The sequence below is a fragment of the Marinovum algicola genome (genome assembly GCF_900109145.1).
Lineage (GTDB): Bacteria > Pseudomonadota > Alphaproteobacteria > Rhodobacterales > Rhodobacteraceae > Marinovum > Marinovum algicola.
Window position 1 is genome coordinate 545,376 of the sequence record NZ_FNYY01000001.1, and the last position, 24,026, is coordinate 569,401.

The following is a 24,026-nucleotide window of genomic DNA, read 5'->3' on the forward strand; positions in this document are numbered from 1 at the left end:
GTCGCGCGTCACGCCGGCCAAAGCGCGTCGTTCGGCCCCGGTTCCCCGGATGGGGCCGCTTTGCGCAGGGGCGACTCACCCCGCCTGGCCGGAACAGCCATGCCGCCCGGTGTCGCGGCCCTCAGGCCCGAGCCAGCACCTCGACGCAGAGCACCGTCGGCAAGTGGCGCGCGATCTCGTGCCAGGTTTCGCCTTCGTCGCGGCTGGCAAAGACCGAGCCGGAGTTGGTGCCGAAATAGACCCCGGCCGGGCGGGCGCGGTCGGTGGCAAGGGATTGACGCAGCACCGTGAAAAAGCAGTTCTCCGTCGGCAGCCCGGCCTGTTTCTGCTGCCAGCTGTCGCCGCCGTCGGTGGATTTCCAGATCGCGGCCGAGGCGTCCGGCGGATACCGCCCCTGGCTGTCGCCGTTGAGCGGCAGCACCCAGATCGTGCGGCTGTCTTCGGGATGCACGGCGATGGGAAAGCCGAATGTCGACGGCAGTCCGGTGGTGATCTCATGCCAGCTGCGCCCGCCATCCTCGGAGCGGAAGGTGCCGTGGTGGTTCTGCTGATAGAGCAGGTCGGTGCCACCACCCTGTTCGGCGCGCACCATGTTGTGCACGCAAAGCCCGGTCTCGTCGCCGGTGCCGGCCGCCGGATGGTCCGACGCAGGGGCCGGGCCGTCCAGATTGCTGCGGCGGTTGCGCCGCTCCCAGCTTGCGCCGCCGTCCTCGCTGGCAAAGACCCCGGCGGCGGAGATGCCCAGCCAGAGCTTGGCCGGATCTCCCGGATCGGTGAGAATGGTGTGCAGCGTCAGCCCGGCGGCGCCGGGCTGCCAGTCTTCGGCCGAGGGGTGCTGGTTGAGCGCCGGCAGCTTCTCCCAGCTTTCGCCGCCGTCGGAGCTGGCGAAAAGCGTGGCGGGCTTGGCTCCGGCATACAGCCGGTCGCCGCCCCGGCGAATCGACCACAGCGCCTCGATCTCGCCGGTAAAGGGCGCCGGCGGGCTGGGCTCCGTGCCGAAGGTCCTGGCCATCTCGGGGTCATCGGCCAGCCAGGCGTCCATCTGGCCGTTGGCCAGTTTGCTCAGTTGCCAAGAGGCGCCATGATCGGACGACCGCCAGACCCCGGCGCCACACCAGTCGTTGCCGCCCGCCGCCCAGAGCGCGCCGCTTTCGGAGTCGCCGGCCATGTGGTTGATCGGCCAGCCGTCACAGAACGGGCCGGCGACGGACCAGGCGTCGCGGTCTTCGGTGCCGTCCAGCAGGAAGGCACCTTTGGTTGTTCCGACAAGAACGGTCGTCCGGGGCATGGGGCACCTCGAGGCAGGGCAAAGGTGGCGCGAGGATACCATCGGTGCGCCCCGGGACCGAAGGGATTTTCAGCTTACCCGTTCGAACGAAAGCCGGGTCTCGCTGCGCCAGGTCTCGCCGGGGCGCAGGAGCGCCTGCGACGCCCAGCTCTGGTTCGGCGCGTCGGGCCAGGCCTGCGGTTCCAGCGCGATGCCGGCATGGGGACCATAGGGCGCGCCTTGCAACCCGGGCCGATTTGTCCTGCCGAGCGCGGCGCCGTCATAGACGTGGAGCCCGGGTTCGGTGGTTTCGAGCGTCATGTGCAGCCCTGCGGCCTCGAGCGTGGCGGCGGGGCCAAGCGCGGTGCGGGCTTCGGCGCGGCAGAAGGTGTGATCGAGCGGAGCGGTCAGCCCGGCGGGGGTGCGGAAATCGAACGGCGTTCCCGCCACATCCGCGGGCGCACCCAGCGGGATCTGGCGCGCATCGACCGGCAGATAGCGTTCGGCGGTGATGCAGAGCCGGTGCTCTTTGATATCGGCCGCGCCGGTGAGGTTGTAATAGGCATGGCTGGCCAGGTTGCAATAGGTCGTCGCGTCGCTGCGCCCGGTCAGCAGGATGGTCAGCGTCGACCCTCGAGTGCTGTAGCGGCAGCGCAGGTCGAGCGCGCCCGGAAAGCCCATGTGACCGTCTTCCAGCATCAGCCCCAGGGTGACGTGATCGTCGGCGGATTCGAGCAATTGCCAGCTTTGCGCCGAGGTGCCCAGGCTGCCGCCATGCAGGCATTGCACGCCGTTTTCATTGCGGTCGACCTGGTGGCCGCGGCCGTCGAGCGTGAACCGCCCATCGGCGATGCGGTTCGCGTAGCGGCCGACAATCGCCCCGAGATAGCCGGGATTGTCGAAATAGGCCTCGGGTTCGGCATGGCCCAGCACCACCGGCACGTCATGCCCGCCCAGCCGCAGGTCCTGCAAGGCCGCGCCGAAGGTCAGGACGCGGGCTGTCAGCCCGCCGCCGCCGATGGTGATGCTCTGAAAGACCTTGCCGTCCGGTGCGATTCCGAGGTCGGTGATATGTCGCTGTGCCATGCGCGCCCCCTTTGCCGCGCAGCAAAGTCGATGCCGACGGGCGCGTCAATGGGCGCGACGCGTCACTTGGTCAGGATCAGCTTGCCGGCCTTGGTAATGCGCAGGGTATAGACCTTGCCATCAAGCAGGATGCGGGCGGTGGCATTGTTGCCCACCAGCATGCGGGCGTCATAGATCGGCCCAGTGTCTTCGGGGGCAGGCGAGGCATTGGCGCGGCGCAGGTCCATGGGGCGGGCAATGGCGTTCAATTCCGGCCCTCCAGACGGTCAAAGAGCGCCTCGAGCCGGATATCGGCCGGGTAGCTGCCGCCGAGGGCGGTGCTGAGAAGATCGACCCACTGCGGCGTGGGGCGGGTGAGATCACGGGAATATTCTGTCGCCATTTTAACTCTCCAGAACTAGGGAAAAACCGGGCTGTCCTAAGAGGATGGCTGGGCGTTGCGTTTAAGTTGACTGAAATAGTAGGATATGTCAAGCGAGGCCGGGCCGACGTTTTCGGCGCGCGGGCGCGGGGTTTCGGTCGGGTTTTTGCGGAGCGCAGGGAGACGGCGGGACGTGCCCGGCGTCGCCGGGCCGCACGACACCGGCGGTTGGCGCGCCGGATTCGCAGGTCGGGAGATCAGAGAGGCTGGTGGCGGTTACGATCGGGGCGCGGAAAATTGCCCGCTCAGGCCACCAGGCCACCGTCGCTGTCTTCGCCGGCCTCTTCGAGCAGCCGGTCGAAATCGGGCACCGACACCTGGCGTTTTCCCGCCAGTTCGATCACCCCGTCGCGTTTCAGCGACGACATCTGCCGGCTCACCGTCTCGAGCGTCAGGCCGAGGTAATCGGCCATCGCTTCGCGGGTCAGGGGCAGTTCGAAGGACATGCCATCGACGGTGCCGATCAGCCGCAGCGAGGCGTCGCGCCGGCCGATGATCGACAGCAGCGAGGCGATCTTTTCGCGCGCGGTCTTGCGGCCCAGCACCAGCATCCATTCGCGCGCGGCATCGAGCTCGTCCAGGGTCATTTCCAGCAGCCGATGCGCAATATGCGGCGTGCGGTTCATCAGCGCTTCGAAGGGTTTCTTGCGAAAACAGCACATCACCAGATCGGTGGTGGCCACCACGTTGTAGGCGGCGCTGTCGCGCCCCGGGCGGCCGACGAAATCGCTGGGCAGCAGCAGGCCCACCATCTGGGTGCGCCCATCCTCCATGGTCTGGGTCAGCGTGGCGATGCCGGTGACCACCGAGCCCACGAATTCCATCCGGTCGCCGGACCAGACGATGGTCTGGCCGGCCTCGTAGCTGCGGTAATACTTGATGTCTTCGAGCAGGCTCAATTCGTCGCTGTCACAGCGGGCACAGACGGCCCGATGCCGGATCGGACAATCGCCGCATTGCAGGGACAGGTCGGGGGACATCTTGCTCGGCATTGTCGTAAATCGTGGCTTCGGCTTGATCTGGGTCAAGGATCGCGGCGCGTCCCTTGCCCTAGAGCTATGCCCATGGTTACGAGAACACAACTGTCCGCACTGGGGCTTTTTGACGCGAAGGTCCCGCGCTACACTTCCTATCCCACCGCGCCGCATTTTTCGCCCGAGGTGGGGCCGGAGCATTTCAGCCAATGGATCGCGGAGGTGCCGCCCGGCGGCGAGATTTCGCTTTACGTGCATGTGCCGTTCTGCCGGCGGCTCTGCTGGTTCTGCGCCTGCCGCACCCAGGGCACCCAGAGCGACGCGCCGGTGCGTGCCTATCTGCGGACACTGCTGGCCGAGCTGCGGCTGCTCAAGGCGCATCTGCCGGCCGGGGTGCATCTGTCGCGGCTGCATTGGGGTGGCGGAACGCCGACGCTGCTGGCGCCCGACATGATGGAAGAGCTGGCGCAGGCGATCTTCGAGGTCGCGCCGCTGGGCCCCGCGGGCGAATTTTCGGTCGAGATCGACCCGAACGAGATCGATGCCGCCCGGCTTGACGCGCTGGTGGCCATGGGCCTGACCCGCGCGTCGATCGGGGTGCAGGATTTCGACCCGGCGGTCCAGGAGACAATCGGACGCTTGCAGAGCTTCGAGGTGACTCGCGCCGCCTGCGACATGCTGCGGGCGCGCGGCGTGGCCAGCCTGAACGCCGATATCCTGTATGGGCTGCCGCATCAGACCACCGCGCGGATCACCGATTCCGTGCAGAAGCTGTTGTCGCTCGGCCCCGACCGGGTGGCGCTTTACGGCTATGCACATGTGCCCTGGATGGCGCGGCGGCAGGCGCTGATCCCGGAAGCGGCGCTGCCGTCGCCGGAGGCCCGGCTCGACCTGTTCGAAGCCGCGCGGCGGCTCTTTCTCTGGGATGGCTACGACGAGATCGGCATCGACCATTTCGCCGTCCGCCACGACGGGCTGGCCGAGGCCCGGCGCATGAGCCGGCTGCGGCGGAATTTCCAGGGCTATACCGACGACACGTCCGAGGTGCTGATCGGGGTGGGGGCCTCGTCGATCTCGCGGTTTCCGCAGGGCTATGCCCAGAACGCGCCGAGCACCGGAAAACATACCGGCGCGCTCCGGCAGGCGCGGTTTTCCACCGTCAGGGGCCATGTGTTCTCTGACGAGGACCGGCTGCGTGGCCGGATGATCGAGGCGCTGATGTGCGATTTCCGCATCGATGCGGCGGAGATGGCGGCGCGCTTCGGGCTCGACGCCGTCGGTTTTGCGCGGCGCGTGGCGCCGCTGCGGCAGCGGTTCGGCGCGCTGGTGCAGGTGTCGGAGACCGAGGTTTTCGCGCCGGTCGAGGCCCGGCCCCTGACCCGGATCATGGCGCGGACGCTTGATGCCTATGACCTGAGCAGGGCGGGGCATTCCTCGGCGGTGTGAGGGGGCGTGCCATGGCGGGGGGCATTGCGTGGCGCCGGGGGCGCTGCCCCCCCCGGCGCCTGCGGTATTTTCAAACAGAAGAAGCTGGGTCGGGCGCCTCAGGCCACCGCCGCAAGCAGGGTGCGGGCATAGTCGGTCTCCGGCGCGGTAAAGATCCGTTCGGCCGGGCCGGCCTCAACCACATCGCCCTGTTTCATCACGATGACATGGTGCGACATGGCCCGGACAACCTTGAGATCGTGACTGATGAAGAGATAGGCAAGCCCGTATTTGCGTTGCAAGGCGCGCAGCAGTTCGACGATCTGCACCTGCACCGTCATGTCGAGCGCCGAGGTGGGCTCGTCCAGCACCACCAGCTTTGGCCGCAGGATCATCGCGCGGGCGATGGCGATGCGTTGCCGCTGACCGCCGGAGAATTCATGCGGGTAGCGGTCCATCATCGCCGGGTCGAGGCCGACCTCCTCCATCACCTCTGCCACCTTCTCGCGTCTGGGGCGGGTGTCGCCACGGTCGCCGTGCACGCCCAGGCCCTCGGCGATGATCTCGGCGCAGGACATGCGGGGGGAGAGCGAGCCGAAGGGATCCTGAAAGACGATTTGCATCTCGGCGCGCAGCCGGCGCAGGTTGCGGGTGGTGTAATTGCGCAGGTCGGTGCTGTCGAAGGTGATCGCGCCCTCGGAGGAGATCAGCCGCATGATCGCCAGCGCCAGGGTGGTCTTGCCGGAGCCCGACTCGCCGACGATGCCGATGGTCTCGCCGGCACGGACGGCAAAGCTGGCGTCATTGACCGCCTTGACGTGGCCGACGGTGCGTTTCAGCAAGCCTTTCTGGATCGGGAACCAGATCTTGAGGTTTTCGGCCTTGGCCACCACCGGCGCATCCGATGCCACCGGATCGGGCTGGCCGGTGCTTTCGGCGGCTAGCAGCATCCGGGTGTAGGGATGGCGCGGGTTGGCAAAGATTTCCGCGGTCTTGCCGGTTTCGACGATCTCGCCGTTCTTCATCACGCAGACCCGGTCGGCGATGCGGCGCACGATGCCGAGATCATGGGTGATGAAAAGCAGCGAGAGGTTCTCGGCCTCCTTGAGCTCGGCCAGCAGGTCGAGGATCTGCGCCTGGATGGTGACGTCGAGCGCGGTGGTGGGTTCATCCGCGATCAGCAGGTCGGGGCCGTTGGCCAGCGCCATGGCGATCATCACCCGCTGGCGCTGGCCGCCGGACAGCTGGTGCGGATAGGCGGTGAGCCGGTCCTCGGGGTCGCGGATGCCGACCTTGTTGAGCAGGTCGATGATGCGGGCGCGCGCCTCGGCGCCGGTGACCTGCTGGTGCAGCTCCATCGACTCGCGCAGCTGTTTCTCCAGCGTGTGCAGCGGGTTGAGCGAGGTCATCGGCTCCTGGAAGATGAACGAGATGTCGTTGCCGCGGATCTGGCGCAGAGTCTTGTCGTCGGCATGCACCATCTCGCGGCCGTCATAGGTGACCGAGCCCTCGACCTCGGCCGAGCCACCCAGAAGCGAGACGGTCGAGAGCGCGGTGACCGATTTGCCCGAGCCTGATTCGCCCACCAGCGCCACGGTTTCACCGCGTTCGACATCGAAGGAGACGCCCTTGACCGCCGCGACGCGCTGGCCATCCTGGCGGAAGCCGACCTTGAGATTTCGGACCTTGAGAAGCGCCGTCATTGAAAGGTTTTCCTTGGGTCGAAGGCATCCCGCACGCCCTCGAAGATGAAGACGAGCAGCGAGAGCATGAAGGCAAAGACGAAGAAGGCGGTAAAGCCCAGCCAGGGCGCCTGGAGGTTCTGTTTCGCCTGAAGCGTGAGTTCGCCGAGGCTGGGCGCCGAGGATGGCAGGCCGAAGCCGAGGAAGTCGAGGCCGGCCAACTGGCTGATCGTGCCGGTCACCAGGAAGGGCAGGAAGGTGACGGTGGCGACCATGGCATTGGGCAGCATATGGCGGAACATGATGGTGCGGTTCGGCACGCCGAGCGCCTTGGCGGCGCGGACATATTCGAGGTTGCGGGCGCGCAGGAACTCGGCCCGCACCACGCCGACCAGCGCCGTCCAGCCGAAGAGCACCATCAGGAACACCAGCAGCCAGAAGCTGCGTCCGAGGATCGCGAAGAGGATGATGATGATGTAAAGGCTGGGGGTGGCACCCCAGATCTCGATCACCCGCTGGAAGATCAGATCGAGCCAGCCGCCGAAATAGCCCTGGAGCGCGCCGGCGATGATGCCGATCACCGAGGCCAGGGTGGTGACGATCAGGGTGAAGAGGATCGACAGGCGGAAGCCGTAGATGATCCGCGCAAGCACATCGCGCTTGGTGTCGTCTGTGCCGAGCCAGTTCTGCTCGTTCGGGGGCAGGGGGGCGGCGCCGGGGCGATCGACCGGTGTGTCATAGCTGTAGGGAATCGGCGGCCAGATCATCCAGCCCTCCACGAAATCGCCACTGGGCGTGCCGCCGGCATCGACCGTCTCGACAAGGCCTTCGGGGTCATCCCAACAGGTCTCGAGCCCGCCGGTGCGGATCAGGCATTTGACCTCGATGTCGCGATAGATCGCTTCGGTCCGGAAATCGCCGCCAAAGGTGGTTTCGGGGTAGAAGTTGAAAACGGGGGTGTAGAACTCGCCGCGATACTTGACGAGGATCGGTTTGTCGTTGGCCACGAATTCGGCAAACAGCGTGATGGTAAAGACGATCAGGAAGATGATCAGCGACCAGAGCGCCCGGCGGTTGGCCTTGAAGTTGCGCCAGCGGCGCTGGTTGATCGGAGAGAGGGCCATGCCTCAGCCCTCCCGCTTTTCAAAGTCGATGCGGGGATCGACGAAGACATACATCAGGTCCGACAGGATGCCGACCAGGAGGCCCAGCAGGCCGAAGACGAAGAGCGTGCCGAAGATCACCGGGTAATCGCGTGCCACCGCCGCCTCGAACCCCAGCCGGCCGAGACCGTCGAGCGAGAAGATCGTCTCGATGATGATCGAGCCGCCGAAGAAGACGCCGATGAAGACCGCCGGGAAGCCGGCGATCACGATCAGCATGGCATTGCGGAAGATATGGCCGTAAAGCACCCGCCGCTCGGTCAGCCCCTTGGCGCGGGCAGTCATCACATATTGCTTCTTGATCTCGTCCATGAAGCTGTTCTTGGTCAGCAGGGTCAGCGTGGCAAAGGCCGAGATCGTCGAGGCCAGCACCGGCAGCGTGATGTGCCAGAAGTAATCGCCGATCTTGCCCAAGAGGCTGAGGTTTTCGAAATTGTCCGAGGTCAGCCCCCTGAGCGGGAAGATCTGCCAATAGGAGCCGCCGGCAAAGAGCACCAGCAGCAGGATGGCAAAGAGAAAGCCGGGGATGGCATAGGCCACGATGATCACGCCGGAGGTCCAGGTGTCGAAGGTGGTGCCATCCCTGACCGCCTTGCGGATGCCCAGCGGGATCGAGACCGCATAGGCGATCAGCGTCGACCAGAGGCCCAGGGTGATCGAGACCGGCAGCTTTTCCAGCACCAGCTCGAGCACGCCGATCGAGCGGAAATAGCTCTCGCCGAAATCGAGCCGCAGGTAATTGCCCATCATGATGAAGAAGCGTTCGCCGATGCCGATGTCTTCCTTGAGACAGGCCGGATCGTCGAGGTCGGGCGCGCCGGTGTGATCTTCGTCACAGACGATGCGGGCAAAGCCGAAATCCACCTCGAGCTGTTCGATGAATTCCTTGTCGAGCCCGCGCGCGCCGACATAATCGCTGTCGGAGCCGAAGGTCTCTTCTCCCACGTCCTCGCCGCCCCCGGAGAAGCCGCCAAAGACGTCGCCCTCGCCCTGGATCTGGGCGAGCATCTGTTCCACGGGGCCGCCGGGCACGAATTGCACCAGAGCGAAGTTGATGATCATGATCCCCAGAAGCGTGGGGATCACGAGCAGAAGTCTGCGAAGGATATAGGCGCCCATGGGTTACTTCAGTGCGCCCGCGGTTTTCAGAGCCTCGTATTTCTCCTGGTTGAACCACCAGAAATCCAGCACTCCGAGCGCCAGGGGCGGCAGCGGGTCGGGCCGTTCGAACATGTCGTAATAGGCCACCCAGTATTCCGGCACATAGCCGTCATGGGTCACGATCCGCTCGTACCGCAGCGCCCGGTCGAGCGCCTTGAGCGCGGTGATCTCGTCTTCGCGGTTGTCGGTGTCGAGAGCGGCATCGATCAGCGCATCCACCAGCCGGCTGCGCAGGGCGGCGCTGTTGTACGACGACACTTCTGCGGTCTCGGAGCCGAAGAGCTGGCGCAGCCCGGTGCCGGCGACCGAGAAGGTCAAATAGCGAGTGTGGATCAGGTCGTAATCCTTGTCGAGGAACCGCTGCTGGCCCTGGGCGCTGTCGATCGCCTCGGCGCGGACGGCGATACCCCAGCTTTCCAGTGTCTGGGCATAGGTTTCGATGATCGCCTTGCGGGTGTCGTCCCAGCTCGACAGCACGAGGAAATCGAGGCTGAGTTGCTGGCCCTCGTCGTCGACCATCCGGCCTTGGTCGTCGACGCTGTAGCCTTCGTCAGCCAGCAGTTTCAGCGCGGTCCGCTGGTTGCGGCGGTCGCTGGGGTCGCGCGGGTTCGAGCTGTGCGGCATGACCACCTCGGTGGTCAGCATCTCCGGCGGCACGACGTCGCCCAGCGATTTGAGCAGTTCGAGCTCGTCGCCCTCGGGCACGTCGGTGGCCTGCCAGTCCTGGCCTTCGGCAAAGGAGCTGCGCTGGGTGGTCAGGCCGAATTGCAGCGAGTCGCGGACCCATTCGAAATTGAACGCCAAGGACAGCGCATGGCGCACGTTGCGATTGTCGAGCGGCGGGCGCAGGGTGTTGAAGATGATGCCCGAGTTGTTGGGCGCGGTGCCGTCGGCGATCTCTTCGCGCACCACATGGCCCCTGTTGAGCGCGGGAAAGTCGTAGCCGGTGGCCCAGCGCTTGGTCGAGCCTTCGGCGCGGAAGGTGTAGATGCCTGCCTTGAAGGCCTCGAACTCGGCGGCGTCATCGGCAAAGTATTCAAAGCGGACGCGGTCGAAGTTGTGCCGGCCGACGTTGAGCGGATGATCCCAGCCCCAGTAGTTCGGGTTGCGTTCGTAGACGACGTAGCGATTGAATTCGTAGTCGCCCACCTGATACGGCCCCGAGGCCATCGGCGAGGCCACCGAGGGTTCATCCAGCCGTTCGCCGGTCTCCTTGTACCAATCCTCGGAAAAGATTGGCGTGCCGCCGACCTGGGAAATCAGCGACCGGCGCGAGATCTCGTCGGCGAAAGTGTAGCGGATGGTCAGATCGTCGATCACCTCGACGCCGGTGATCCGTTCCTTCACCGCGCGGGCGTAAGAGCGGATGCCCTGTTCGAGAAACAGGTTGTGGGTAAAGGCCGCGTCGCGGGCGTGCAGCGGCTGGCCGTTGCGAAAGGTGACGTCGTCGCGCATGTGAAAGACGCACCAGGTCTTGTTTTTGGGGTATTCGACCTCGCGGGCGATCAGGCAATAGGCATCGGTGATCGAATCCGCCGGCAGCCCGCCGCCCCAGGGCATTTCGCCGAACATCGCCTCGGCGACGATGCCCGAGTTGCTCTCGGCATTGCCGCGCCAGGCCCAGCGGTTGAACCCGTCAAAGGTGCCGCGGGTGCCAAGCGAGATCTGCCCGCCCTTGGGGGCGTTCGGATTGACATAATCGAAATGCTTGAAGCCTTCGGGGTATTTCAGGTCGCCGTAGAAGGAATAGCCGTGGCTGACGATGATCTCTTCGCCCTCGCTGGTCTGGGCGATCACCCGCGCGGGCGGCAGAGCGGCACCAAGCGCCGTCGCGCCGAACATGCCGAGGGCGGCACGGCGTGAGAATTCGAACCCTGTGCGGGGGAGGTATCGTTCGTCGGTCATTCAGTCGCTCCTGTTGGCCACGTGACGCGGGGCGCGCAAGCTCAAGGCGTCTTGGCCCTGTACGCTAGAGCGGTGCGGCGGGATCAATCAAGTCGATATTCCGTGAACTTGAGTGAGAACCTGCCGAAACACCGGGACGCAAAGAAAAACCGCCGCTCCCGAGGGAACGGCGGCCAAAATCGGTGCGGGGTGCGCGCGATCAGCCGTCGAGGCTGTCGAGCCATGCGATCAGGTTGGCCCGGTCCTCGGCGTCCTTCAGACCCGAGAAAGACATCTTGGTGCCCGGTGCAAAATCCCTGGGATTCTCGAGGAAGGCTTGCAGGTTTTCCGGTGTCCAGACATCGGCGACCGCGACAAGCGCGCCCGAATAGCCAAAGCCGGCAACAGAGCCCACGTCGCGGCCCACGACACCGAACAGGTGCGGGCCGGTGCCGTTCGCGCCGTCCTCGACCTTGTGGCAGGCGCGGCATTTGCCCCAGACGCGTTCGCCCTTGCCCGGATCGGCCGCGGCCAGAAGTTCGGCGAAAGGCACGGCCTCTTCGGCTTCGCCGCTGGTTTCTTCTTCGCCGGTATCGATGACATAGGCCTGCTCTTCGCCGCCATGGCCGCTACCGGTTTGATAGATCTCTTCCGCCGCCCATTTGCCGAGCAGGAAGATCAGGAAAGCGCCGCAGAAGCCCCCCAGAATCTTGGTCGAGGTCATTGTATCCATAACACGCGAGTCCCTTAGCTTGGTCTTGTTCGGGGTCTTACGGCTTCCCCTTCGCGGAGGCAAGGTATAGAAACCGCGACGAAACGCCCGGGGCCGGGCCGAAATATGGAAAATCAGCCATGACAGGACGCATCGCCTTTCAAGGGGAGCCCGGAGCCTACAGTCACGAAGCCTGCCGTGACGCACGGCCGGATATGGAGCCGCTGCCCTGCGGCAGTTTTGAAGAAACCATCGCCGCAGTGACGTCCGGCGCGGCCGAGCTGGCGATGCTGCCGGTCGAGAACACCACCTATGGCCGGGTGGCCGACATTCACCGCCTGCTGCCGCAGAGCGGGCTCAGGATCGTCGGCGAAGCCTTTGTGCGGGTGCATGTGAGCCTGATGGCGCATCACGGCGTGCAGATCGAGGATGTCGAAACGGTGCGCGCGCATATGGTGCTCTTGCCGCAATGCGCCGACTTCCTGAAGACCTATGGCATCCGCGGCGAGGCCGCCGCCGACAGCGCCGGGGCCGCCGCCGAACTGGCCGAGAGCGGTGACCGGCGCTCCGGTGTGCTGGCCTCGGACCTGGCGGCCGAGATCCACGGGCTGCACATCCTCGCGCGCCATATCGAGGACCATGCCCACAACACCACGCGTTTCCTGCTGATGGGGCGCGAGCCCGACATGTCGCGGCGCGGCGATCACGGCATGCTGACGACCTTTGTCTTTCAGGTGCGCAACATTCCGGCGGCGCTGTACAAGGCGATGGGCGGCTTCGCGACAAATGGCGTCAACATGACCAAGCTGGAAAGCTACATGGTGGGCGGGTCGTTCACCGCGACGCAGTTCTATGCCGATATCGAGGGCCATCCCGACGATCCGGCGGTGCAACGCGCGCTGGACGAGTTGGATTACTTCACCGACATGCTGGAAATCCTCGGCACCTATCCGCGCGATCCGCGGCGCGATTGAGGCGTCCTGCGGTTGCCGTCGACTGGGACGGTGGCCGATCGGCGGGGGCTAGATCAGCAGGCTGGCGGCCCCTTCGTGCCGCAACAGCCAGACCTTGGTTTCCACGCCGCCCTTTGCCGAGAATCCGCCCAGGCCCGAGGCCCCGAGAATGCGGTGACAGGGGATCAGCACCGGGATCGGATTGGCGCCGCAGGCCTGACCGATGGCTTGAGCCGGCACCTGCATCTCGCGCGCAAGATCGCCATAGGTGCGGGTTTCGCCAAACGGGATGGCCTGCATCGCGGCGCAGGTGCGGCGGGTGAGGTCTGAGCCGCGCGGCGTGAGCGGCAGATCAAAGCTCTGGCGGGCTCCGGAAAAATAGGCGTCAAGCTGGCGCGCGGCCTCGATCAGCAGCGGATCGTCATCGTAGCCGCCGGCCCGCCAGTGCAGGGCGGTGATGGCGCCGTTTTCCGCTTCCAGCGTCACGGGGCCGAGGGTTGTGGTCAGGCTGCGTTCCGGCATAGAGGCAGATTGGCCTGTCTTGGCGGCAGGCTCAATCCGGTTCCTGCGGATATCAGGCGTTTTCCAGCTTGTCCTGGGTGCGGTTCTCGAAATCCTCGGCCGCGTGACGCTCGTGCAGTTGCGACGAGAGGTCGCCGCCGGTGCGGTTGACCATGCGGCCGCGCTGCACCGCGGGGCGGGCGTCGATGCGTCTGGCCCAGTCCATCACATGGGCATAGCTCTCGACGTCGAGGAATTCGGCGGCATTGTAGAGCCGGCCCAGCACCAGCTGGCCGTACCAGGGCCAGATCGCCATGTCGGCCAGGGTATATTCGCCGCCGACCATCCAGTCGCGTTCGGCCAGATGCCGGTTCAGCACGTCGAGCTGGCGCTTGCTCTCCATGGCGTAGCGGTTGATCGGATATTCGTATTTCTCCGGCGCGTAGTTGTAGAAATGGCCGAAGCCGCCGCCGAGGAACGGCGCGCTGCCCATCTGCCAGAACAGCCAGGACAGAAGCTCGGCGCGGTGCTCGGGCGCGCCCTGGAAGGCATTGCCGAATTTCTCCGACAGATGCAGCATGATCGCCACGGATTCGAACACCCGCACGGGGGTCTCGCCCGAGCGGTCCATCAAGGCGGGGATCTTGGAGTTCGGGTTGATCTCGACGAAGTCCGAGCCGAACTGATCGCCATTGCCGATGCGGATCAGCCAGGCGTCGTATTCGGCGGCGTGGCCGGCGGCCAGCAGTTCCTCGAACAGCACCGTGGCCTTGACCCCGTTGGGCGTGCCCTGGGAATAGAGCTGGAAGGGATGTTTGCCGACCGGCAGCTCCTTGTCATGGGTGGGGCCGGCGATGGGGCGGTTGGTCGAGGCGAACTGGCCGCCGTTTTCCTGATCCCATGTCCATACCTTGGGGGGCGTGTAGCTTTCGGTCATCGGTCCGTCCTTGGATTGGGTCTTGGTGCAGACCTAGGGCGTAGCGCGGGTTCAACCAAGGTCTGCACAGGGCTTGTGCGTTTATATGGGGGCTTTGCCCCCCGGCCTGCGGCCGCCCCCCAGGAATATTTGGGGCCAGAAGAAGCAGGGGGGCGGTGCGGGATCGCTCAGGTCAGCGCGGCGTTGCAGCGGGCGCAGGTGGCGGGGTGGGCATGCGTGCCGACGTCGGGCAGGATCTTCCAGCAGCGCTGGCATTTCTCGCCTTCGGCTTTCTCGAAGACCACGCCGACGCCGTCGATCTCGGGCAGGCGGAAGGCCTCGGCCGGTTGCGGATCGCCGGTCAGCGACATGCCGGAGGTGATGCAGATGTCGTCGAAGTTGATCGACGTCAGCGCCGCCAGCATCTCCTTGTCGCGGATATGGACCACCGGGGCCGCCTCGAGCGAGGCGCCGATCACCTTGTCGCTGCGCTGGATTTCCAATGCGGCGGTGACCACGCGGCGGGCCTGGCGGACCTTGGCCCATTTCGCCGCCAGCGGCTCGTCGAGCCAGTCGGCGGGGGTTTCCGGGATGTCGGTCAGGTGGACCGAGCTCTCCTCGCCGGGGAAGCGTTCGAGCCAGACCTCTTCCATGGTGAAGACCAGGACCGGTGCCAGCCAGGTGGTCAGCCGGTGGAACAGCAGGTCCATCACGGTGCGCGCGGCCCGGCGGCGCTGGGTGTCGCCGTCGCAATAGAGCGCGTCCTTGCGGATGTCGAAGTAGAAGGCCGAAAGCTCGACCGTGGCGAAGTTGAACAATTGCTGGAAGACGCCCTGGAAGTCGAAGGCGGCATAGCCCCTGCGCACCACATGATCGAGCTCGGCCAGCCGGTGCAGGATGTAGCGTTCAAGCTCGGGCATCTCGGCGGGTGCGACCCGGTCGCTTTCCTCGAAATGCGACAGCGCCCCCAGCAGGAAGCGCATGGTGTTGCGCAGCCGCCGATAGCCGTCGGCCACGCCCTTGAGGATCTCGGGCCCGATGCGCTGGTCGGCGGTGTAATCGGTCTGCGCCACCCAGAGGCGCAGGATGTCAGCGCCGTATTGCTTGACCACCTGGTCGGGGGCGATGGTGTTGCCGAGCGATTTGGACATCTTGTTGCCCTTCTCGTCCAACGTGAACCCATGGGTCACCACGTTGCGATAGGGGGCACGGCCGAGGGTGCCGCAGGCCTGCAACATCGAGGAATGGAACCAGCCGCGGTGCTGGTCGGTGCCCTCCATGTAGACATCGGCGATACCGTCCTCGGTGCCATCCTCGCGGTCGCGCAGCACGAAGGCATGGGTCGAGCCTGAATCGAACCAGACGTCGAGGATGTCGAAGACCTGATCCCAGTCGTCGGGGTTGTGATCCGTGCCCAGGAAGCGTTCCTTGGCGCCGTTCTTGTACCAGGCGTCGGCGCCCTCGGCCTCGAAGGCTTCGAGGATGCGGGTGTTGACCGCCTCATCCCGCAGCAGGAACGCGGGATCGGTGGGCAGGGCGCCCTTTTTCGTGAAGCAGGTCAGCGGCACGCCCCAGGCGCGCTGCCGCGACAGCACCCAGTCGGGCCGGTCCTCGATCATCGAATAGAGCCGGTTGCGGCCGGTCTTGGGCGTCCAGTGCACCAGCTGATCGATCGAGGTCAGGGCGCGCTGGCGGATGGTCTTGCCGTATTGATCCTGGCCGTCGCCGACCTCGCGGTCGATGGCGGCGAACCACTGCGGCGTGTTGCGGAAGATCACCGGCGCCTTGGAACGCCAGGAATGCGGGTAGGAGTGCTTGATCTTGCCGCGCGCCAGAAGGCCGCCGACGGAGGCGAGCTTGTCGATGATCTTCTTGTTGGCGTCGCCTTCGCCGCCCTTGCGCGACAGGATGTAGCTGCCGCCAAAGAACGGCAGATCGGGCCGGAAAGACCCGTCGTCGAGCACGTTGTAGGTGATGACGCGGTCGAGCATGTTCAGGTCACGGTAGAGCTCGTATTCCTCCATCCCGTGGGAGGGCGCGCAATGCACGAAACCGGTGCCTTCGGTATCGGTGACGAAATCGGCGGCGCGGAAATCGCGCGGCGCGTCCCATTCGCCGTTCGCGCCCTCGGCGCCTGCCAGCGGGTGCAGCAGGGTCAGCCCGGCCAGCAGATCGGCGCTGACGCTGCGGACACGGGCGTACTGGTCCTCGTTCAGGCGGGCGCGCTTGAAGACATCGGCGGCCAGGTTGTCGGCCAGCAGGAAGCGGTCGCCGGGGGCGGCCCAGCATTCCTCGGGCGCGCCGGTCACCTCGTAGAGCCCGTAAGAAATGTCGCGGCCGAAGACCACGGCCTTGTTCGAGGGCAGGGTCCAGGGGGTGGTGGTCCAGATCACCACATGCGCGCCAATCAGGTCATGGGCGACCTGTTCCTCGGCGGCCATGACGGCGCGGCCTTCCTCGGCCTCGGTCTCTTCGCCGGCCAGCGTCAGGTCGGGGAAATCGACATTGGAGACGCGGAACTTGACCCAGACGGTAAAGCTCTCCTTGTCGTGGTATTCAACCTCGGCCTCCGCCAGGGCGGTCTTTTCCACCGGTGACCACATCACCGGCTTGGAGCCCTGGTAGAGCGTGCCGTTCATCAGGAATTTCTGGAACTCTTCGGCAATCACCCGCTCGGCATGGAAATCCATCGTCAGATAGGGCGCGGGCCAGTTGCCGGTGACGCCCAGCCGTTTGAATTCGTCGCGCTGGACATCGACCCAGCCTTCGGCAAAGCGGCGGCATTCCTGGCGGAAATCGATGACCTCCACCTCGTCCTTGTTCTTGCCTTTCTTGCGGTATTGCTCCTCGATCTTCCATTCGATCGGCAATCCGTGGCAGTCCCAGCCGGGGATGTAGCGCGCGTCGAAGCCCATCATCTGGTGGCTGCGGACGATCATGTCCTTGATCGTCTTGTTCAGGGCGTGGCCGATGTGCAGGTGACCGTTGGCATAGGGCGGGCCGTCGTGCAGGGTAAAGGGCTTGCGGGCATCCTCGGTGCTGGCGGCGCTGGCGGCACGCTCGCGCAGGCGGTCGTAGATGCCGATGCTTTCCCAGCGCTCGAGCCATTCGGGTTCGCGCTTGGGCAGGCCGGCGCGCATCGGGAAATCGGTGTTGGGCAGGTTCAGAGTGTCTTTGTACTCAGGCGTATCGGCGCACATGAAGGGCGTCCTTGTCGGTTTATTCGGATGTCAGGGGTGAGGCGGCGCGGCAGTCCATACGCCTTGTCCCGGCGGCTCGTCTGATCAGAGCGCCGGGCATGTAATTCGAATGATGATCGCGAAATGTGCCATCTTGGGGTTGCTTATAGGCGCGGGGGAAACGGGCGTCCAGTGGGCCCGGATGGCATGGGGGCGGGCGCCGGGGCGCAGGTGCACCCGATAGACCGCGCTGCAAAATGAAAGGCCGGCCTCGGTGGTGCAACTCCCCCAGGGTCATTGCGCCATCCAGGCCGGCCCGCTCTAGAACACGCACCTTCAAAGGTGCGGCGGTTTGGTCATGGGTCCGAAGACCCGCAAAAGAACTGTAAGAAACGCTCCCCCCTGAATATCGCGGCAGGCTCAGGTATCAAACGCCCGAATCCCGGATCGGCCTAGTTAATCTTCGTAAATTTTTGCTGGATTTCGTGAGTTACCTAGGGTCAAATTTCACGATGCGTGAAACTTTGGCAGAGATCTGGGCCTCCATCGACTGGGAACGCAAGATCATCGCGTTCTTTGGCGGGGTGCTGGTGATGACCCTGGCCGGGCCCTTCGGAACCTATGAGTACATGAGCTTCAACCAGAGGCTGGTGTTCTGGCTCGTGGTCTTTACCGGCGTCGGGTTTTTCATGCATGTGTTCCAGACCACGGCGCTCAAGTCGGCTTATCTGGGCCGGATGCCCAGGCTGTTGCGCCTTGGCATCGGAGCGGTGCTGGCCGGGCTGCCGGGGGCGGCGGTGGTGATCTTTGTCTACGGCGTGTTCCGCCCGGCGATGATCTCGGCCGAGGCGTTGCCTGTGATCTGGATGCAGGTGGCACTGATCGGCTGGGCCGTGGGGACCGTCGAGTTCTTTGAGTGGCGTCAGGCCAGCGCGCCGGAAGAGACGCCGACCCGGCGCACCGTCTTTCACAAACGCCTGCCACCGGCGCTGGGCGACGATATCATCTCGATCTCGATGCAGGACCATTATGCAGAGGTCACCACGCCGCTTGGTTCGCATCTGGTGCTGATCCGCCTGTCGGACGCGTTGGCCGAGCTCAAGGGCGCCGCCGGGCTTCAGGTGCATCGCTCGCATTATGTCATGACGGCACATATGGAACGGTTCTGCCGCGAGGGAGGGCGGTTGCGCCTGCGTCTGACGGACGGCCGCGAGCTGCCGGTCAGCGCGCGCTACGCCGACAAGGTGCGCGCCGCGCTGAAACAGAAAGCGGCGGCGTGATCACAAGTGCGCTCCGGACCGCTGTTGTCGCGCCGGGCAATGCCCGAGGGGCCGGCCGGCCCTGCTGGAACGGCCCGGGTTCGCAGGGAATCACTGATGTGATCACAAATCGGCGGTCATGAGACCATAGTCGCGGTTTTTCCGCCCCGGATGGCATCGCCGGGACGCGGCGGCGACACGCCTGCAAATTTGTCGCAGGCCTCGCGCAAGATTGTTAGCGTCCCAAATCTGGCGGCCGAGCGGAAATTTACTAATTCCTGTCGGCGCGGGCAAAAATGCAAACATCTGACGTAACGGCATTTTTCGCTGCAATGGCACAAAAATTTACTGATTGACAGCGCCGCCTGTCGATTTCTTTACAGAAAAAGCCTTAAGCTTGAGTGACCCGCATCAAATTCCCGCAATCCTCTGTAAACTTGCCGCGACGTTGTTCATCGGGGCGCATGGAGGAGCCATGCTGCGCCCCGGCACAGGGAAAAAAGGGGGACCACATGCCCAACGATCATTCCGCACGCCAGTACCATGTCGACGCAGCGAAATATCAGGAAATGTATGCCGCATCGGTTGCTGATCCGGAGGCGTTCTGGGCCGAGCAGGGCAAGCGCATCGACTGGATCAAACCCTACAGCCAGGTCAAGGATGTGAGCTTTGCCCCCGGCGACATTCACATCAAGTGGTATCACGACGGCACCCTGAACGTTTCCGCCAATTGCATCGACCGCCATCTCGAGACCCGCGGCGACCAGACCGCCATCATCTGGGAGCCGGACGACCCGGAGGAGCCGGCGCAGCACATCTCCTACAGGGAACTGCACGCCAACACCTGCAAGATGGCCAATGTGCTGACCGATCTGGGCGTGACCAAGGGCGACCGGGTGGTGATCTACCTGCCGATGATCCCCGAAGCCGCCTATGCCATGCTGGCCTGTGCCCGCATTGGCGCGATCCATTCCATCGTCTTTGCGGGGTTCTCGCCCGATGCGCTGGGTGCACGGGTCAACGGCTGTGACGCCAAGGTTGTGATCACCGCGGACGAGGCCCCCCGCGGCGGCCGCAAGACGGCGCTGAAATCGAATGCCGATGCCGCGCTGGCGCAATGCAAGGACAGCGTGAAATGCCTGGTGGTCAAGCGCACCGGCGGCGAGACCTCCTGGAACGACGGCCGCGATCACGATTATACCGCGCTGGCCAAGGATGCCGCCGACAGCTTCGATCCGGTCGAGGTCGGCGCCGAGGATCCGCTTTTCATCCTCTACACCTCGGGTTCCACCGGTCAGCCCAAGGGCGTGGTGCATTGCTCGGGCGGCTATCTGGTCTACGCCGCGATGACGCATGAGATCACCTTCGACTACCACGATGGCGATATCTACTGGTGCACGGCGGATGTCGGCTGGGTCACCGGCCACAGCTATATCGTCTATGGGCCGCTCGCCAATGGCGGCACCACGCTGATGTTCGAAGGCGTGCCGACCTACCCGGATGCCAGCCGCTTCTGGCAGGTCTGCGAAAAGCACAAGGTCAACCAGTTCTATACCGCGCCCACCGCCATCCGCGCGCTGATGGGGCAGGGGCCGGAGTTTGTCGAGAAGTGCGACCTGAGCGATCTGCGCCTTCTGGGCACCGTGGGCGAGCCGATCAACCCAGAGGCCTGGAACTGGTACAATGAGGTTGTCGGCAAGGGCAATTGCCCGATCGTCGACACCTGGTGGCAGACCGAGACCGGCGGCCACATGATGACGCCGCTGCCCGGCGCGCACGAGCTGAAACCCGGCGCCGCGCAACAGCCGTTCTTCGGCATCGAGCCCAAGGTGCTCGATCCGCAGACCGGCGAGGAAATCACCGGCAATGGCGTCGAGGGCGTCCTGGTCATCGCCGACAGCTGGCCGGGCCAGATGCGCACCGTCTGGGGCGATCACGAGCGGTTCGAAAAGACCTATTTCTCCGACTACAAGGGCTATTACTTCTCCGGCGACGGCTGCCGCCGCGACGAGGACGGCGATTACTGGATCACCGGCCGTGTCGACGACGTGATCAACGTCTCGGGCCACCGGATGGGCACCGCCGAGGTCGAAAGCGCGCTGGTGGCGCATCCCAAGGTCGCCGAGGCCGCGGTGGTCGGCTATCCGCACAGCATCAAGGGGCAGGGCATCTATTGCTATGTCACGCTGATGTCGGGCGATGCACCGACGGACGCGTTGCGCAAGGAGCTGCGCGATTGGGTCCGGCAGGAGATCGGGCCGATCGCCAGCCCGGATCTGATCCAATGGGCGCCGGGCCTGCCCAAGACCCGTTCGGGCAAGATCATGCGCCGCATCCTGCGCAAGATCGCCGAGAACGATTATGGCGCGCTGGGCGATACCTCGACGCTGGCCGATCCGTCGGTCGTCGATGATTTGATCGACAACCGGATGAACCGGGACTGATGGGCATGGAGGCTTCTGTGCAGACCCGCCCCGCCGTTCTGATCCTTCTCGGGCCTCCGGGCGCCGGGAAGGGCACCCAGGCCCGCAAGCTCGAAGAGACCTTCGGGCTGGTGCAACTCTCGACCGGCGACCTGCTGCGCGCCGCCGTGGCCGCCGGCACCGAGGCCGGCCGCCAGGCCAAGGCGGTGATGGAGGCCGGCGGGCTGGTGTCCGACGAGATCGTTATCGCCATCCTGCGCGACCGGCTGGCCGAACCCGACACCGCGCGCGGCGTCATCCTCGATGGCTTCCCGCGCACGAGTGCGCAGGCCGAGGCGCTCGACCGGCTGCTCGACGAGAGCGGCCAGAAGATTACCGCCGCGATCTCGCTCGAGGTCGAGGATGCGGCCATGGTGACGCGGATTTCCGGCCGCTACACCTGCGCCGACTGCGGCGAAGGCTATCACGACAGCTTCAAGCAGCCGGTCGAGGCCGGGATCTGCGATAAATGCGGCGGCACCGAGTTCAAGCGCCGGGCCGATGACAATGCCGAAACGGTGGCGTCGCGGCTTGCCGCCTATCACGCGCAGACCGCGCCGCTGATTGCCTATTACGACGGCCAGGGCGTGCTGAAGCGCGTCGATGCCATGGGCGAGATCGGCGCCATCGCCGCCGCGCTCGAAGAGATTGTCGCCAAGGCCCGCTAGGGCCGGGGCGACAGACCAACCTACGCACAATCTGCGTTGGAGCAACGCGGGGGGCCTCGGCCGCCCGCGCACAGGGAAGGTGCGTCCGCGCCATGGTGGCCGGAGGCTTTGGAGAGAGAGGGGAGAGACCGACATGTCGGACAACTCTGAAAACAATGGCTACTGGCAGGCGAATATTCGCCTCGTCAAGATTTGCCTGGTCATCTGGGCCCTGGTGTCCTTCGGCTTCGGCATTCTGCTGCGGCCGATGCTCGGCGGCATCCCGGTCGGCGGCACCGACCTGGGCTTCTGGTTCGCCCAGCAGGGATCGATCATCGTCTTCCTGGCGCTGATCTTCTTTTACGCCTGGCGGATGAACAAGCTCGATGCCGAACACGGCGTCGACGAGCAATAAGGGACGGAGATCATGGATCAATTTACCATCAACCTGCTGTTCGTAGGCGCCTCTTTCGCGCTCTACATCGGCATCGCGATCTGGGCCCGGGCGGGCTCAACCTCGGAGTTCTATGCCGCAGGGCGGGGCGTGCACCCGGTCACCAACGGCATGGCCACGGCGGCCGACTGGATGTCGGCGGCCTCCTTCATCTCGATGGCCGGCCTCATCGCCTTTACCGGCTATGACAATTCCACCTACCTGATGGGCTGGACCGGTGGCTATGTGCTTCTGGCGCTGCTGCTCGCGCCGTATCTGCGCAAGTTCGGCAAGTTCACCGTGTCCGAGTTCATCGGCGACCGGTTCTACAGCCCCACCGCGCGCATGGTGGCGGTGATCTGCCTGATCGTCGCCTCGACCACCTATGTGATCGGCCAGATGACCGGCGTCGGCGTGGCCTTTGGCCGCTTCCTCGAGGTGTCGAACACCGCCGGCCTTCTGATCGGCGCCTGTGTGGTCTTTGCCTATGCGGTCTTTGGCGGCATGAAGGGTGTGACCTACACCCAGGTGGCGCAATACTGCGTGCTGATCATGGCCTATACGATCCCGGCCGTCTTCATCTCGCTGCAACTCACCGGCAATCCGATCCCGGCGCTGGGTCTCTTTGGCGATCACGCCGCCAGCGGCGAGCCGCTTCTGGCCAAGCTTGACCAGATCGTGCAGGAGCTCGGGTTCAACGAATACACCGCGCACCATGGCGACACCTTCAACATGGTGCTCTTTACCCTGTCGCTGATGATCGGCACCGCCGGGCTGCCGCATGTGATCATGCGCTTCTTTACCGTGCCCAAGGTGTCGGACGCGCGCTGGTCGGCCGGCTGGACGCTGATCTTCATCGCGCTGCTGTATCTCACCGCTCCCGCGGTCGGCGCCATGGCGCGGCTGAACATCACCGAGCAATTCTGGCCCAATGGCACCGAAGGCCAGGCGGTCTCGGTCGAACAGATCGAAACCGACGAGACCTATGCCTGGATGCAGACCTGGCAGAAGACCGGCCTGCTGGGCTGGGAAGACAAGAACGGCGACGGGCGCATCCAGTACTACAACGATGCCAACCCCGAAATGCAGGAACGTGCGGCGGCCAATGGCTGGGACGGCAACGAGCTGACCAACTTCAACCGCGATATCCTGGTGCTGGCCAACCCCGAGATCGCCAACCTGCCGGGTTGGGTGATCGGTCTGGTCGCTGCCGGTGGTCTTGCGGCCGCGCTGTCGACGGCGGCGGGCCTGCTGCTGGCGATCTCCTCGGCGGTCAGCCATGACCTGCTCAAGGGCCAGCTGACGCCCAACATGTCGGAGCGCGCCGAGCTGATGTCGGCTCGGATCGCCATGGCGGTGGCCATCGCGGTGGCGACCTACCTGGGGCTCAACCCGCCGGGTTTTGCGGCGCAGACCGTGGCGCTGGCCTTCGGCCTCGCAGCGGCCTCGATCTTCCCGGCGCTGATGATGGGCATCTTCTCGAAGCGGGTGAACAACACCGGCGCGGTTGCCGGCATGCTGGTCGGCCTGCTGGTGACGCTGGTCTACATCTTCCTGCACAAGGGCTGGTTCTTCATCCCCGACACCAACAGCTTTACCGACGCCGATCCGCTGCTCGGCACGGTCAAGTCGACCTCCTTCGGGGCGATCGGCGCCCTGCTGAACTTCGGCACCGCGATCCTCGTGTCGAAGCTCACGGCGGAACCGCCGAAGCACATCCAGGAACTGGTCGAAAGCGTGCGTGTGCCGCGTGGCGCAGGTGCGGCCGTCGAAGGCCATTGAGATGGTGCGGCCCGGTATCCCCCGCGATATCGGGCCGACCTCTGGCGGCGTGCCTCGGTTTCCCGGGCGCGCCGCCGTCATTTGCTGTAAGCCTTGATCCAGAGCAAGGCGGGGCGACC

The 24,026-nt window shown here is 65.1% G+C and carries 20 protein-coding genes; 7 read left to right on the forward strand and 13 right to left on the reverse strand.

The genetic code is table 11. The features are described 5' to 3' along the window. Positions 1 to 121: 121 nt before the first annotated feature. From BMW90_RS02695 to fnrL, 5 genes are all read right to left on the reverse strand, one after another. Entirely contained in the window at positions 122 to 1,288 is a 1,167-nt protein-coding gene (locus BMW90_RS02695) for a WD40/YVTN/BNR-like repeat-containing protein (RefSeq protein WP_074834743.1), read from the reverse strand. Positions 1,289 to 1,357: 69 nt separating this feature from the next. Next, a complete protein-coding gene (locus tag BMW90_RS02700; protein WP_074834745.1) occupies positions 1,358 to 2,353 on the reverse strand; it encodes an aldose epimerase family protein in 996 nt (331 codons plus the stop codon). Between the two features lie 62 nt (positions 2,354 to 2,415). Then, positions 2,416 to 2,601 (reverse strand): hemin uptake protein HemP, encoded by a 186-nt coding sequence (gene hemP, locus BMW90_RS02705; protein WP_244526417.1) that lies wholly within the window; start codon positions 2,599 to 2,601, stop codon positions 2,416 to 2,418. Continuing rightward, positions 2,598 to 2,735: a hypothetical protein gene (locus BMW90_RS26605; protein ID WP_170850501.1), complete on the reverse strand. Its 138-nt coding sequence runs from the start codon at positions 2,733 to 2,735 to the stop codon at positions 2,598 to 2,600. Before BMW90_RS26605 ends, hemP begins: the two co-directional genes overlap by 4 nt. Positions 2,736 to 3,019: 284 nt before the next feature. Then, positions 3,020 to 3,766: a transcriptional regulator FnrL gene (gene fnrL / locus BMW90_RS02710; protein ID WP_074834748.1), complete on the reverse strand. Its 747-nt coding sequence runs from the start codon at positions 3,764 to 3,766 to the stop codon at positions 3,020 to 3,022. 72 nt (positions 3,767 to 3,838) lie between these two features. On the opposite strand from fnrL, the gene hemN reads away from it, so the two are divergent. Further along, positions 3,839 to 5,194, forward strand: a complete 1,356-nt coding sequence (gene hemN / locus BMW90_RS02715) for an oxygen-independent coproporphyrinogen III oxidase (protein ID WP_074834879.1) — start codon at positions 3,839 to 3,841, stop codon at positions 5,192 to 5,194. Positions 5,195 to 5,292: 98 nt separating this feature from the next. On the opposite strand, the gene BMW90_RS02720 is transcribed toward hemN, so the two are convergent. The 5 genes from BMW90_RS02720 to BMW90_RS02740 form a co-directional block, all read right to left on the reverse strand. Next, positions 5,293 to 6,876, reverse strand: a complete 1,584-nt coding sequence (locus BMW90_RS02720) for an ABC transporter ATP-binding protein (RefSeq protein WP_074834750.1) — start codon at positions 6,874 to 6,876, stop codon at positions 5,293 to 5,295. Beyond that, positions 6,873 to 7,979: an ABC transporter permease gene (locus tag BMW90_RS02725; protein ID WP_074834752.1), complete on the reverse strand. Its 1,107-nt coding sequence runs from the start codon at positions 7,977 to 7,979 to the stop codon at positions 6,873 to 6,875. Before BMW90_RS02725 ends, BMW90_RS02720 begins: the two co-directional genes overlap by 4 nt. A 3-nt stretch (positions 7,980 to 7,982) precedes the next feature. Beyond that, positions 7,983 to 9,137: a microcin C ABC transporter permease YejB gene (locus BMW90_RS02730; protein ID WP_074834754.1), complete on the reverse strand. Its 1,155-nt coding sequence runs from the start codon at positions 9,135 to 9,137 to the stop codon at positions 7,983 to 7,985. 3 nt (positions 9,138 to 9,140) lie between these two features. Continuing rightward, positions 9,141 to 11,084: an extracellular solute-binding protein gene (locus BMW90_RS02735; protein WP_074834756.1), complete on the reverse strand. Its 1,944-nt coding sequence runs from the start codon at positions 11,082 to 11,084 to the stop codon at positions 9,141 to 9,143. Positions 11,085 to 11,283: 199 nt separating this feature from the next. Beyond that, the gene (locus BMW90_RS02740) at positions 11,284 to 11,796 is read right to left on the reverse strand and encodes a c-type cytochrome (RefSeq protein WP_074834758.1); all 513 of its coding nucleotides are present in this window, start codon (positions 11,794 to 11,796) and stop codon (positions 11,284 to 11,286) included. A gap of 119 nt (positions 11,797 to 11,915) precedes the next feature. Between BMW90_RS02740 and BMW90_RS02745 the strand changes: the two genes are divergently transcribed. Next, positions 11,916 to 12,749 carry a prephenate dehydratase gene (locus BMW90_RS02745; protein WP_048532466.1) on the forward strand — a complete coding sequence of 278 codons (834 nt, stop codon included), beginning with the start codon at positions 11,916 to 11,918 and terminating at the stop codon, positions 12,747 to 12,749. A 48-nt stretch (positions 12,750 to 12,797) separates the two neighbouring features. Here BMW90_RS02745 and BMW90_RS02750 read toward each other — a convergent pair whose 3' ends face one another. The 3 genes from BMW90_RS02750 to ileS form a co-directional block, all read right to left on the reverse strand. Next, entirely contained in the window at positions 12,798 to 13,250 is a 453-nt protein-coding gene (locus tag BMW90_RS02750) for a methylated-DNA--[protein]-cysteine S-methyltransferase (protein WP_074834759.1), read from the reverse strand. 52 nt (positions 13,251 to 13,302) lie between these two features. Beyond that, positions 13,303 to 14,166, reverse strand: a complete 864-nt coding sequence (yghU, locus tag BMW90_RS02755) for a glutathione-dependent disulfide-bond oxidoreductase (protein WP_074834761.1) — start codon at positions 14,164 to 14,166, stop codon at positions 13,303 to 13,305. A 167-nt stretch (positions 14,167 to 14,333) separates the two neighbouring features. After that, positions 14,334 to 17,345, reverse strand: coding sequence for an isoleucine--tRNA ligase (gene ileS / locus BMW90_RS02760; protein ID WP_074834763.1), 3,012 nt, complete (start codon positions 17,343 to 17,345; stop codon positions 14,334 to 14,336). Between the two features lie 491 nt (positions 17,346 to 17,836). On the opposite strand from ileS, the gene BMW90_RS02765 reads away from it, so the two are divergent. From BMW90_RS02765 to BMW90_RS02785, 5 genes are all read left to right on the forward strand, one after another. Further along, positions 17,837 to 18,604: a LytTR family DNA-binding domain-containing protein gene (locus BMW90_RS02765; RefSeq protein WP_083415924.1), complete on the forward strand. Its 768-nt coding sequence runs from the start codon at positions 17,837 to 17,839 to the stop codon at positions 18,602 to 18,604. Positions 18,605 to 19,095: 491 nt separating this feature from the next. Next, the gene (acs, locus tag BMW90_RS02770) at positions 19,096 to 21,027 is read left to right on the forward strand and encodes an acetate--CoA ligase (RefSeq protein WP_139211177.1); all 1,932 of its coding nucleotides are present in this window, start codon (positions 19,096 to 19,098) and stop codon (positions 21,025 to 21,027) included. 5 nt (positions 21,028 to 21,032) lie between these two features. Beyond that, on the forward strand, positions 21,033 to 21,713 hold the full coding sequence (locus BMW90_RS02775; RefSeq protein ID WP_048533883.1) for an adenylate kinase: 681 nt from the start codon (positions 21,033 to 21,035) through the stop codon (positions 21,711 to 21,713). Between the two features lie 133 nt (positions 21,714 to 21,846). Next, positions 21,847 to 22,107, forward strand: a complete 261-nt coding sequence (locus BMW90_RS02780; RefSeq protein WP_074834769.1) for a DUF4212 domain-containing protein — start codon at positions 21,847 to 21,849, stop codon at positions 22,105 to 22,107. A 12-nt stretch (positions 22,108 to 22,119) separates the two neighbouring features. Beyond that, a complete protein-coding gene (locus BMW90_RS02785) occupies positions 22,120 to 23,907 on the forward strand; it encodes a sodium:solute symporter family protein (protein ID WP_074834771.1) in 1,788 nt (595 codons plus the stop codon). Positions 23,908 to 24,026 lie beyond the last annotated feature (119 nt).

Coding starts and splice junctions, on each gene's coding strand:
- BMW90_RS02695 (WP_074834743.1), bottom strand. CDS start 1,288: ATGCCCCGGACGACCGTTCTTGTCGGAACAACCAAAGGTGCCTTCCTG.
- BMW90_RS02700 (WP_074834745.1), bottom strand. CDS start 2,353: ATGGCACAGCGACATATCACCGACCTCGGAATCGCACCGGACGGCAAG.
- BMW90_RS26605 (WP_170850501.1), bottom strand. CDS start 2,735: ATGGCGACAGAATATTCCCGTGATCTCACCCGCCCCACGCCGCAGTGG.
- fnrL (WP_074834748.1), bottom strand. CDS start 3,766: ATGCCGAGCAAGATGTCCCCCGACCTGTCCCTGCAATGCGGCGATTGT.
- hemN (WP_074834879.1), top strand. CDS start 3,839: ATGGTTACGAGAACACAACTGTCCGCACTGGGGCTTTTTGACGCGAAG.
- BMW90_RS02720 (WP_074834750.1), bottom strand. CDS start 6,876: ATGACGGCGCTTCTCAAGGTCCGAAATCTCAAGGTCGGCTTCCGCCAG.
- BMW90_RS02725 (WP_074834752.1), bottom strand. CDS start 7,979: ATGGCCCTCTCTCCGATCAACCAGCGCCGCTGGCGCAACTTCAAGGCC.
- BMW90_RS02730 (WP_074834754.1), bottom strand. CDS start 9,137: ATGGGCGCCTATATCCTTCGCAGACTTCTGCTCGTGATCCCCACGCTT.
- BMW90_RS02735 (WP_074834756.1), bottom strand. CDS start 11,084: ATGACCGACGAACGATACCTCCCCCGCACAGGGTTCGAATTCTCACGC.
- BMW90_RS02740 (WP_074834758.1), bottom strand. CDS start 11,796: ATGGATACAATGACCTCGACCAAGATTCTGGGGGGCTTCTGCGGCGCT.
- BMW90_RS02745 (WP_048532466.1), top strand. CDS start 11,916: ATGACAGGACGCATCGCCTTTCAAGGGGAGCCCGGAGCCTACAGTCAC.
- BMW90_RS02750 (WP_074834759.1), bottom strand. CDS start 13,250: ATGCCGGAACGCAGCCTGACCACAACCCTCGGCCCCGTGACGCTGGAA.
- yghU (WP_074834761.1), bottom strand. CDS start 14,166: ATGACCGAAAGCTACACGCCCCCCAAGGTATGGACATGGGATCAGGAA.
- ileS (WP_074834763.1), bottom strand. CDS start 17,345: ATGTGCGCCGATACGCCTGAGTACAAAGACACTCTGAACCTGCCCAAC.
- BMW90_RS02765 (WP_083415924.1), top strand. CDS start 17,837: ATGCGTGAAACTTTGGCAGAGATCTGGGCCTCCATCGACTGGGAACGC.
- acs (WP_139211177.1), top strand. CDS start 19,096: ATGCCCAACGATCATTCCGCACGCCAGTACCATGTCGACGCAGCGAAA.
- BMW90_RS02775 (WP_048533883.1), top strand. CDS start 21,033: ATGGAGGCTTCTGTGCAGACCCGCCCCGCCGTTCTGATCCTTCTCGGG.
- BMW90_RS02780 (WP_074834769.1), top strand. CDS start 21,847: ATGTCGGACAACTCTGAAAACAATGGCTACTGGCAGGCGAATATTCGC.
- BMW90_RS02785 (WP_074834771.1), top strand. CDS start 22,120: ATGGATCAATTTACCATCAACCTGCTGTTCGTAGGCGCCTCTTTCGCG.